The organism is Streptomyces sp. CLV115, assembly GCF_038448545.1.
In the GTDB taxonomy this organism is placed as follows: domain Bacteria; phylum Actinomycetota; class Actinomycetes; order Streptomycetales; family Streptomycetaceae; genus Streptomyces; species Streptomyces sanglieri.
In genome coordinates this window covers 1-10,184 of record NZ_JBCEWQ010000226.1, presented here as the reverse complement: position 1 = coordinate 10,184, position 10,184 = coordinate 1, and the positions used below count along the sequence as shown (strand labels likewise).

The 10,184-nt window shown below is 71.6% G+C and carries 6 protein-coding genes; 5 read left to right on the top strand and 1 reads right to left on the bottom strand.

Annotation, left to right across the window (positions count from 1 at the left end):
* Positions 1-71: 71 nt before the first annotated feature.
* Positions 72-1,556, bottom strand: a complete 1,485-nt coding sequence (locus tag AADR41_RS39235) for a CehA/McbA family metallohydrolase (RefSeq protein WP_446751191.1) — start codon at positions 1,554-1,556, stop codon at positions 72-74.
* 190 nt (positions 1,557-1,746) lie between these two features.
* Here AADR41_RS39235 and AADR41_RS39230 point away from each other — a divergent pair, with 190 nt between their 5' ends.
* From AADR41_RS39230 to AADR41_RS39210, 5 genes are all read left to right on the top strand, one after another.
* Positions 1,747-2,592: an LLM class F420-dependent oxidoreductase gene (locus AADR41_RS39230; RefSeq protein WP_342287017.1), complete on the top strand. Its 846-nt coding sequence runs from the start codon at positions 1,747-1,749 to the stop codon at positions 2,590-2,592.
* 294 nt (positions 2,593-2,886) lie between these two features.
* Entirely contained in the window at positions 2,887-4,368 is a 1,482-nt protein-coding gene (locus tag AADR41_RS39225; protein ID WP_342287016.1) for a peptidoglycan D,D-transpeptidase FtsI family protein, read from the top strand.
* A 144-nt stretch (positions 4,369-4,512) separates the two neighbouring features.
* Positions 4,513-8,019, top strand: coding sequence for a hypothetical protein (locus AADR41_RS39220; RefSeq protein ID WP_342287015.1), 3,507 nt, complete (start codon positions 4,513-4,515; stop codon positions 8,017-8,019).
* A 191-nt stretch (positions 8,020-8,210) separates the two neighbouring features.
* Complete coding sequence (locus AADR41_RS39215) at positions 8,211-9,194, top strand: ArsR/SmtB family transcription factor (protein WP_342287014.1); 984 nt, start codon at positions 8,211-8,213, stop codon at positions 9,192-9,194.
* Between the two features lie 156 nt (positions 9,195-9,350).
* Positions 9,351-9,776, top strand: coding sequence for a hypothetical protein (locus AADR41_RS39210; RefSeq protein WP_342287013.1), 426 nt, complete (start codon positions 9,351-9,353; stop codon positions 9,774-9,776).
* Positions 9,777-10,184 lie beyond the last annotated feature (408 nt).

Genomic DNA, 10,184 nt, shown 5'->3' with positions numbered 1-10,184 from the left:
CTCCCAGCCCTCTCCCCCTCTCCCCCTCCCTCTTTCTCTCCCGGACCGGGCAGTGGTGAGCGCCCGAGTGTTCAGCGCCCTTCCGGGAAGACCGGATTGGTGAGCGCGGCCAGTGCGCCCGGCAGCCCCGGCACCGCCGCCGGATGCCGGACCTCGGCCCGTACGTAGGCGGCGTGGGCCGGCGTGGTGCGCCATTGGACCGTCCCCGTGCCCGACTCGGGCAGCCCGGCCGTGAACAGCGTGCCCTGGTCGGTGACGAAGTGCGCCGTGCAGCCGGGCGCCCCGGTCACCTCAAGCCGCACGGTGACCGGGGTGTCGTCCCCGTCCACCCGCAGCCGCTCACCGATCCCGGCGTGCAGCCCGCGCCCGCCGAAGACGCCGAAGGACAGCGTGAGCGCGGACGACTCCGCGACGTACGAGTGCCCGGCCCGGATCCCGGCCACGATCGCCTCGCGCGACAGCTCGTCGGCCAGCACGACGGTCTGCGGCAGCCCCACCCGGTCAGGCTCCCGGTGCGCGTCGCTGCTGCCCATCGCCGGAACCCACGGCTTGGCCCAACGGACGGCGGCGACCAGGGAGTTGTCCCACTCGGCGAGGGCGATCTCGTCCTCCGGGGTGTACGCCCCGTTCCACACCTCCACCGCGTCCGCCTCGCCGAAGCCGAACTTCCAGTGGCAGCCGATGCAGGTGGCGTGCGGGTGGGCGGGCACGACCAGGCCACCGGCCCGGCGCACGGCCTTCGCGTAGTGCCCGAACCGGTTGTCGCGGGCCCGGTAGCGCCAGTCCACGAACGTGCCCGGATCGGTGGCCACCGCGAGCACATGCCCGTTGCGGGTGGTGATCTCCTCGCCGGTGAGGACGAGCAGGTCGTCGCCCCACAGCCCGCCCCACGCCCCGTGCGCGGAGTACGTGTTGTGCTCGCTGCTGTTGATGAAGTCGAGCCCGGCCGCGCGGGCGGCGGCGGCGATCTCGGCGGGGGTGCGCCTGCCGTCCGAGTGCACGGAGTGCAGATGGCAGTCCCCCCGGTACCAGGCCCGGCCGCGCCCCTTCGCGCGCTCCGGCGGATACACCGGCTCCGGCGTCGGCCCGGTGGGCCCGAACCGCAGGGTGACCGTCACCTCGTACGGCAGCCCCTCGGGGGCGACGGTGTACGGACCGAGCGCGATGTTCCACGTACCGGCCCGCACCGGCCCCGCGATGTAGCCGGGCGTCGCCTCGTCCGCCCGGATGAAGAAGCTCGCGCGCGCCCCGCCGGACCACCCGCGGAACCCGCGCCCGCCCGGTTCGGTGCCGCGCTCGTCGAAGATGCCGATGTCGAGGGCGTTGCCCTGCGTCCCGGCCGGCACGGGAGTCCTCCCGTACACGTACGAGACGGCTATCTCCCGTACCCCGCGCGGTACTTCGACCGGCAGGTACACGAAGTCCGGCGACCCGGTCGGCAGGGTGCCGCGCACGGTCCTGGTCCGGTCCGGGCCGGCGTCGGCGTCGGCGAAGCTCACAGTGCCCAACGTTAGAGCGGTGGCGGCCGTCCCGACGAGAAGGCCGCGCCTGGCCATCGGGTGGCCGTGAGCGGAATGCGATACGGACATGCGAATGGCTCCCCGGGTGTCGTGAGTGGCAACGGGTCCCGCCCCCGAACCCTGACGGCACCCGATGAACTACGGAAGAACGCCGATGGACCGGACCGCACGGCACGCGACGGCATACGTTGGGGCCCTCACCGGATCACGACGGAGGTGTCCTCGTATGCGGATCGGCACAACGATCTTCCTCACCGACGAAACGATCACGCCGCTGCGGCTCGCCCGCGAGCTCGAACAGCGCGGCTTCGCAGGGCTCTACCTGCCCGAACACACCCACATCCCGGTGAGCAGGGACACCCCCTACCCGGCCGGCGGCGAACTCCCGCCCGAGTACGGCCGCACCCTGGACCCCTTCGTCGCGCTCGCCCAGGCCGCCGCCGTGACCGAGCGCCTGACCCTGGGCACCGGCATCACGCTCGTCGCCCAGCACGACCCGATCGGCCTGGCCAAGCAGATCGCCACCCTGGACCACCTCTCCGGCGGCCGCTTCACGCTGGGCATCGGCTACGGCTGGAACGTGGAGGAGGCCGCCGACCACGGCGTGGACTGGCCGGCCCGCCGCGACCTGGTCCGCGACCGGATGGCCCAGATGCGGGCCCTGTGGGCGGACGAACCCACCGCGTACGAAGGCGAGTTCGGCTCGGTCCGGGCCAGCCACGCGTACCCGAAGCCGGTCCGGCGGCCTCGCGGTCCGGTGAACGGCCCCCGCACCCTGATCGGCGGCGCGGCGGGCCCGAAGCTGTTCTCCCACATCGCCGAGTACGCCGACGGCTGGCTCCCCATCGGCGGCCGCGGCCTGACCGAGTCGGTCCCGACGCTCCGTGCGGCCTGGGACGCGGCGGGCCGCGACCCGAAGCACCTCCGGATCGTCCCGTACGCGGTCCTCCCGAGCGCGGGCAAGCTGACGCACTACGCGGACCTGGGCATCGAGGAGGTCGTCCTGCAACTGCCCCCGGCCGGCGAGGCGGAGGTACTGCGGACACTGGACGGGTACGCGGAGTACCTCTGACGGTGGGGCGGGTGCCGGCCGGGTCGGCCGGAGAGGTGCGCGGCCGGACAGGTGGCGGAAGCCGATGCGGCCGGTGCCCGGGTGCTCGGGTGCCCGAGTACAGGTCGGTGGCATTTGTCGCAGTTGTGCCCCACGGCTGTGGTGAGTCCGAGGCGTCGGGCCCGCTGCCGTGGCAGCGCGCTCGGCGGGCTCGGGCTGCGGCGCTGGGTTGGTTGTGAGTGCAACCATTTGGCCGCAATCGGTATCTTTCTCAGTTGAGGATCACGCACGCGCGAGCACGGGAGTGGATCGACGATGAACAGGCCGTTGCGGCACATAGCCATATTTTGCGGGCTGCTGGTGATGGCGCTGCTGGTGCGGGCGAACTGGATCCAGTACGTCAAGAGCGAGCCCCTGGCCAACCACGAGAACAACCGCCGGGTGAAGATCGCCCAGTTCGCCACCCCGCGCGGCGACATCATCGTGGGCAGCGACGCGGTCACCGGTTCCAAGGCGGTCGAAGGGACGGACTTCAAGTACCGGCGGACCTTCAAGGAGGGTCCGATGTACGCCCCCGTCACCGGATACGCCTCGCAGGCGCAGGGCATGTCCCTGTTGGAGAAGACGTACGACAGCATCCTCAGCGGTCAGGACGACCGGTTCGCGTTCCGGCACGCCAAGGACGTCATCACCGGCGAGCCGCGGCGTGGCGGTTCCGTGATCACCACGATCGACCCGAAGGCGCAGAAGGCCGGCTACAAGGGGCTGACCGACCTCAAGGCGCGCGGCGCGGTCGTCGCGCTGGAGCCGGAGACGGGGAAGGTCCTGGCTCTCGTCTCGACGCCCTCGTACGATCCGTCCGTCTTCGCGGGGAACTCGTTCAAGGAGGGCGACAAGTTCCAGGCGCTCGTCAAGGACAAGAGCAAGCCGCTGGCCAACCGCCCGCTGCGGGAGACCTTCCCGCCCGGCTCGACGTTCAAGATCCTCACGGCGGCCGCGGCCCTGGAGAACGGCGTGGTCTCCGATGTCGACGCCCGGACCGACGCCGTCTCCCCGTACCCCCTGCCGCTCTCCACGAACAAGATCGGCAGCGAGGCCGGCGACGCGGTGTGCAACAAGGCGTCCATGAAGACCGCGATGCAGTACTCCTGCAACAACGTCTTCCTCGACGCGGCGTCCAAGGTCGGCGACGAGAAGATGCGTGAGACCGCGGAGAAGTTCGGCTTCAACGCCGATGTCTACTCCGAGGAGTTCGGCGACATGCTCGCCACCAAGAGCCTCTACCCGGAGAAGCTGGACAAGCCCGGCACCGCGCTGACGGGCATGGGGCAGGGCAGCCTCACCAGTACGCCGATGCAGATGGCGATGGTGACCGCCGCCCTCGCCAACGACGGCAAGCTGATGCAGCCGTACATCGTCGACGAGCTGCGCGGCCCCGACCTGTCGGTCCTGGAGAAGAACGAGCCGAAGCTCAAGAGCCAGGCCGTTTCCTCGGAGACCGCGAAGAAGGTCCAGGAAATGATGGAGTTCACGGCCAAGGAGGGCAGTGCCCAGCGTGCCCTGATCGACGGCGTCACGGTCGGCGGCAAGACCGGTACGGCGCAGCGCGGCGTCAATGTGAACGACGAGGTGCCGTACGGCTGGTTCGTCTCGTACGGCAAGGCCGGCGGGAAGTCGGTGGCGGTCGCGGTGTTCATCGACCCGACGGACATGGACATCTCCCGGTCGGACATCTCCGGTGGCCGGCTGGGCGCGCCGATCGCGAAGAGTGTGATGAAGGCGGTGCTGAGCAAGTAGCAACCCCGGACACATGTGCGATCATCGTGTGCGATCTTCTTTACGAGTCGCACACATATCGCTTGTGTCCAGCCGTCCAGCGTGCGTGCGCCGCTCGTGGGGTCCCGGCTCGGGCGCACACTTCACCGGTCCGGGGGGAACGGAATGCCCAGCCACCCACGCACGGCGGCGAGATCGCCCAGATCTGGGAGACCGGCGGCGTACGCCGCGCTGTTGCTCGCACTGTCGGTCCTGCTCTCGCTGCTGATTCCGGCAGGGGCCGCGCAGGCGTACGCCCCCGAGGCCGCGGCTGCGGCGACGGCGGCCGACGAGGACTGTGCCGTCCTGCCGCTCTCCGGCTTCGGCGAGGCCGCCCCGGCCGAGGGCAGGCCGACGATCCCGGGCGACACCACGGCCTGCTTCACGTTCACCGCGAAGGCCGCCGGACTGCACAAGGTCCTGGTCGTCGGCGGCGCCAACGGCAGCACGTACGCCTCCGTCCACGACGGCGACACGGAGATCGACTGCCACGACCCCAAGTGGGGCGCCGGCTGGTGCCGGCTGCCCCGCTCGGGCGAGTTCACGCTCCGGCTGTTCAACGACTGGTCCGAGACGAGCAGGCCCACCGTCGCCGTCGTCCCCCTCGCCACCACCGAGGGCTGCGCACCCGCGATCGGCACGTCCTGGGACACCGCCCCCGTCGTCGGCTCGGCCGCCGGGCCGACCGCCGTCCAGTGCCAGCTCTTCACCGGCAGGCCGGGGGAGCGGATCACCAACACCATCCGGACGACCGCGTACGGCCAGAGCCTGTCCTGGATCACCGACGAGACCGGCGCCCGGATCTGCCCGTACCCCAACGAGGACGGCAGCGACGGCTGCGTACTGCCCGGTGACGGCCCCTACCGGGTCCTCTCGCAGGTCAGCGAGGCCGAGAACGGCTTCCCCGCCGAGTACACCCTCGCCGTCCGCCGCATCTCCGACCCGGCCGGCTGCATCCACCCCGCGCTGAACGGCTACAACTCCGGCCCCACGGCCGCCGATCCGGCCCACGGCTGCCGGACCTTCACCGCCCCGGCCGCCGGCCGCTACGACGCGTACGCCGTCCACGACGGCGCACGGTCCGCGCTCGCGGTGTACGACCGGGACGGCAGAACCGCCTGCGCCACCTGGGACACCTGCACCCTGCCCGCGGCCGGTGAATACACCGTCTTCACCGACGCCGCCACCCTCGTCATCGACCGGGCCGCCACCACCGGCTGCGAGCCGGTCGAACTCGGCGTGCACCGTTCCGAGTTCTCCGTCGGCGGCGAGATCGACTGCCTGTCCCTGCCGCTTCCCGAGAACGCCCGGCTGGCTGCGCTGGAGCCTCTCTACGGGCCCGCGCCCCACCCGGACGTGACGGTCGTCGACGCCGACGGCATCCAGCGCTGCGACCCGTCCCGCCTCACCGACGGCACCTGCGGACTCACCGGCAAGGCCCCCTTCCGGGCGCTGGTCTCCAACACCAGCGAGTCGAAGCCGACCGGCCCGTACACGCTCGTCCTGCACCGCACCGACGCGGCGGGCGACTGCCCGGCCTTCCCGGCGGGCGACTTCACCGAGACCGGCCCCACCGCCCGCGTCACCACCGGCGACGGTGTCTTCTCGCGCTGCCTGAGCATTCCGGCAGACGACCACAGCACCCGGGAGAACATCCAGCTCCGGGCCGCACCCGGCACCACGTCGCTCGCCCAGTTCACCGTCCTGGACATCCAGGGCAAACAGATCTGCTCGGCCCGCGCCTCCACCTCCTCCTGGACGACCTGCGCACTGACCCCGGGCGTCGCCCACACCGTGCTGGTCACCGGCCGCGACGCCCCCGCCGAATACGTCCTGGCCCGCCGCGACGTCACCACGACGGCCAAGGGCTGCGCCGCGAACCCGGCGACGAAGCCCGGCGGCCCGTCCACCGGCGGCACCATGGGCGCCCCCGGCGAGCTGCGCTGCCGCCAGGTCACCACCGCCGACGCCAAGGACACCCTGCACATCGACGTCCGCGACCCGCTCGGCGCCGCCAACGTCGTCGTGTACGGCGCCGACGGCACCGCCCTGTGCAACAAGAACCGGGCGTGCGCCGTCACCGGCTCCACCCACTACCAGGTCATGGTCACCGTCCCCGCGACGCTGAAGGCCCCCGACTCGTACCGTTTCGACGCCCTGCGCATCGCGGGCCCGGACGGACCGGCCGCCGAGTGCGAGAAGGTCGCGAGCATCGCCTACGGGTACGGCCCCATCACCGGCACCCTCGACGAGGACCACACCGCCGTCTGCGCCGCGCTGCCCACCGCGTACAGCGACCGCTTCAAGATGGAGATCAGCGACACGACCGGCGCCACCGAAACGGCGGTGCCCGCGCTGTACGACCCGAGCCTCGACAACGGCTGCGTGTACGGCACCCCCGGCGGCTACTCGTGCTCGGTGATCGAGCAGTACTCCAGGGAGCTCACCCCGAGCATCCTGGTCCTCTCCCTGCCGGAGAACGCGTCGAAGACCTCGTACAAGGCCGAGGCGGTCTGCTCGGGGCTCTGCGGCCTGGAGCGGGTGGCCGTCACCAAGGTCGCCCCGACCACCGGCGTCTCCGGCACGAGGACGACGGTCACGGTCACCGGCACCGCCCTGCACCAGGACGACCGCGTCGTGCTGAGCGTCCTCGGCCGGCGGATCGAGGCGACCACCGTCGCGGTCTCGCCCGACCGCCGCACGCTGACCGCCGAGCTCGACCTGACCGGCGAGACCGAGGGCACCTGGGGGCTGAGCGTCATCACGCACGGCGGAACCCAATACCTCAAGGGTGACTTCACCATCACCCCGGCTCCGCTCCGCAACAGCGCGGTGCCGTCGATCGGCACCACCGCCCGCGTCGGCGACCACCTCACCGCGTCCCCCGGCACCTGGGCCCCCGCCCCGACGTCGTACACCTACCAGTGGAACGCCGACGGGCAGCCGATCACCGGCGCGACCTCGTCCGGCTACACCGTCCCGGTCTCGCTGCTCGGCAAGAAGATCGGCGTCACCGTCACGGCCCGCCACACCGGCACGGCGGACGTCCCGGCCGCCTCGGCGGCGCTCACCGTCGTCAAGGGCGCGGCGCCCAGGGTGACGACCGCCCCGAAGATCACCGGCACCGTGAAGGTGGGCGCCAGGCTGACCACCACGGGCGGCAGCTGGACACCCGCCGCGACCTCCTACGGCTACCAGTGGAAGGCCGACGGCAAGGCGATCAGTGGCGCGACCTCGTCCACGTACACCGTCCCGGCCTCGCTGCTCGGCAAGTACGTCACGGTCACCGTCACGGCCCACCGCACCGGTCACGCCGACGGTTCCACGACGCCCGCCTCGGTGAAGGTCGCCACGGGCAGCGCGCCCAAGGCCACCAAGCAGCCCACGATCTCCGGCACCGCGAAGGTGGGCCGCACCCTCAAGGCGGCGAAGGGCAGCTGGACGCCCGCCCCGACCTCGTACGCCTACCAGTGGTACGCCAACGGCAAGGCGATCTCGGGTGCGACCAAGTCCTCGCTGACCCTCAAGTCCGCCCAGCGCGGCAAGAAGATCACGGTGAAGGTGACCGCCCGCCGCACGGGCCACGCCAGTGGCTCCGCCACCAGCAGGGCGACCAAGGCGGTCGCCCGCTGACAACGGCGAGCCGAACGCAACGGCCGGGCATCCCCTGACACGGGGACGCCCGGCCGTTCTGTTGTTGCGGCACCCCGTCGTCCCGTCGTCCCGTCGGTCTGCCGGTCTGCCCTTCCGTCGCGCCGCCGTGGACCGGAGTCCCCCGCGTGCCAGGATCTCTGCCGATCGTCGGTGGCCAACGGGGGGAAGCCATGCTGCGTATCCACTTCACGGGCGGAGATCTGGAGAACGTGCGCATCGCGCGCCGTCCCGACCCGCTGTGGGAGATCGTCTGCAGTCTGTGCCGCCTCCAGAACCCCGAGGGGGCCCTGGCCTTCGACCCGTGGCGGCAGGCGGCACGCGGACTCCTCCGCCGGGGCGGGCCGGCCCGGGACGCGGCGTCGGCGCTGCGCAGTCTGGTGCCGCGCGCCGCCTACTTCCCGGACTTCCTCACCCCGCCCGCCGAGGACGGCCCCGACGACCTCCGCTCGGGCATCGACCGGGTGCTCGCCACCCCGAAACACCGACTGCGCGACGAACTCGCCCTGCTGACGGCGGGCGGCGGCCGGCCGTGGGCGGGTACGGAGCTGGCCCGGGGCGAGGTCACGGCCCTGACCGCCCTGGGCGGCAACCTGCGCACGTACCACCAGGAGTTCATCGCGCCGCTGTGGAACCACATCGGCGCCGCCACGACGGCGGACACCGCCCTGCGCACCCGCGCACTGGTGGACGGCGGGACACGGGCGCTGCTGGAGAGCCTGCGGCCGATGGCGGTGTGGGAGCCGCCCGTGCTGACCGTCGGCTATCCCGTGGAGCGCGATCTGTACCTGGAGGGCCGAGGGCTGCTCCTGGTCCCGTCGTACTTCTGCTGGCGGCAGCCGATCACCCTGGCGGACGACGGGTTGCGTCCGGTGCTCATCCACCCGGTCGACCGGACCACCACCCTGCCGGGCACCTCCCCGGCCTCACTGGCCCGATTACTGGGCCCGGCCCGCGCCGCGCTCCTGTACGAGGCCGCCGTGCGTACCTGCGGCACCACGTCCGAACTCGCCGACGCGACCGGGCTGTCCCTGCCGAGCGTCAGCCAGCAGCTGGCCGTACTGCGGGAGGGCGGGCTCGTCGCGAGCCGCCGGGACGGCAAACGGGTCCGGCACACGGCGACTCCGCTGGGCCGCCGCCTGCTCGACGGCTGCTGATACCGCTGCCTCCCGGACCTCTTCCGCACGGTGCGCACCAACGATTTGGCTGGGCCCAAAACGACGCGCGCACCGTTCTTCCGCCGCCACAGACTGCTGGGGAACCGCACAGGAGCCGGCCGTCGAATCGGCCGCCAACAAGAGGAGTTCACCCAGATGCGCGTCAAATACTCCGCACTCGGCGCAGCCACCGCGCTGGCCTCGGTGATCGCCATGGGCGCTGTCGCCGTGCCCGCCCAGGCCGACACGCCGACGAGTCGCATCGCTGCGGTCTCGCCGTCCATCTCGCCGGCCGCGCCGTACAAGTACTACCCCGACGGAACGCCCTCGCAGTGCGGGTACGAGAACCTGTGCCTGAGCGTGTGGGACTACACCAAGAACCAGTGGAAGGTGTACTCCCTCAAGACCTGCAACAAGTACTCCCTGTCCAACTTCGAGGGCGACGGCTTCTTCGACAACAACCAGACCAAGGGCACGGTTGCCACGTTCTACGGAAGCAGCGGCAACGTGCTGAGGAAGAGCACCGCCCGCGAGCAGAGCTCCCTCGGCTGGAGCCCCGTCTGGTCGGTCCGCAACTGCTGACGCCCGGCCCGGGGCCGACAGCCCGCCCGGGGGCCGGAGCGCCCGGCTTCCGGGCAGTGGCAGTGGCAGCGTCGGCGGCTCTACCGGCGGCACAGTCACAACAGCCACAGCCGTGTGGATATGCGTCGAACACCCTCTTTCTACCCGACCGGTCCTGTGGCATCACGCTCTGGACTTGTCCGAAATGACAGGTATGTGACCCCTCGGTACGTTCGCCGCAGGTCGGCCGTCCGGTCGGCGTTTCTGAGACGGAGAGAAGTGCCATGCCCTCGCGTACCTTCACCGCGGCCGCCGGCGTAGTCAGCGCCGCGGTCCTTGCCGCCGGTATCACCTATGCCTCGGCCGACGGATCCACCCCAGCCGCATCGGCCGCCGGGAGAGCCGAGCAGCCCGCCCACCAGGCCGCCC

Excerpts from the sequence above, each read along its gene's own strand:
- AADR41_RS39235 (WP_446751191.1), bottom strand. The coding sequence starts at position 1,556 with ATGGCCAGGCGCGGCCTTCTCGTCGGGACGGCCGCCACCGCTCTAACG.
- AADR41_RS39230 (WP_342287017.1), top strand. The coding sequence starts at position 1,747 with ATGCGGATCGGCACAACGATCTTCCTCACCGACGAAACGATCACGCCG.
- AADR41_RS39225 (WP_342287016.1), top strand. The coding sequence starts at position 2,887 with ATGAACAGGCCGTTGCGGCACATAGCCATATTTTGCGGGCTGCTGGTG.
- AADR41_RS39220 (WP_342287015.1), top strand. The coding sequence starts at position 4,513 with ATGCCCAGCCACCCACGCACGGCGGCGAGATCGCCCAGATCTGGGAGA.
- AADR41_RS39215 (WP_342287014.1), top strand. The coding sequence starts at position 8,211 with ATGCTGCGTATCCACTTCACGGGCGGAGATCTGGAGAACGTGCGCATC.
- AADR41_RS39210 (WP_342287013.1), top strand. The coding sequence starts at position 9,351 with ATGCGCGTCAAATACTCCGCACTCGGCGCAGCCACCGCGCTGGCCTCG.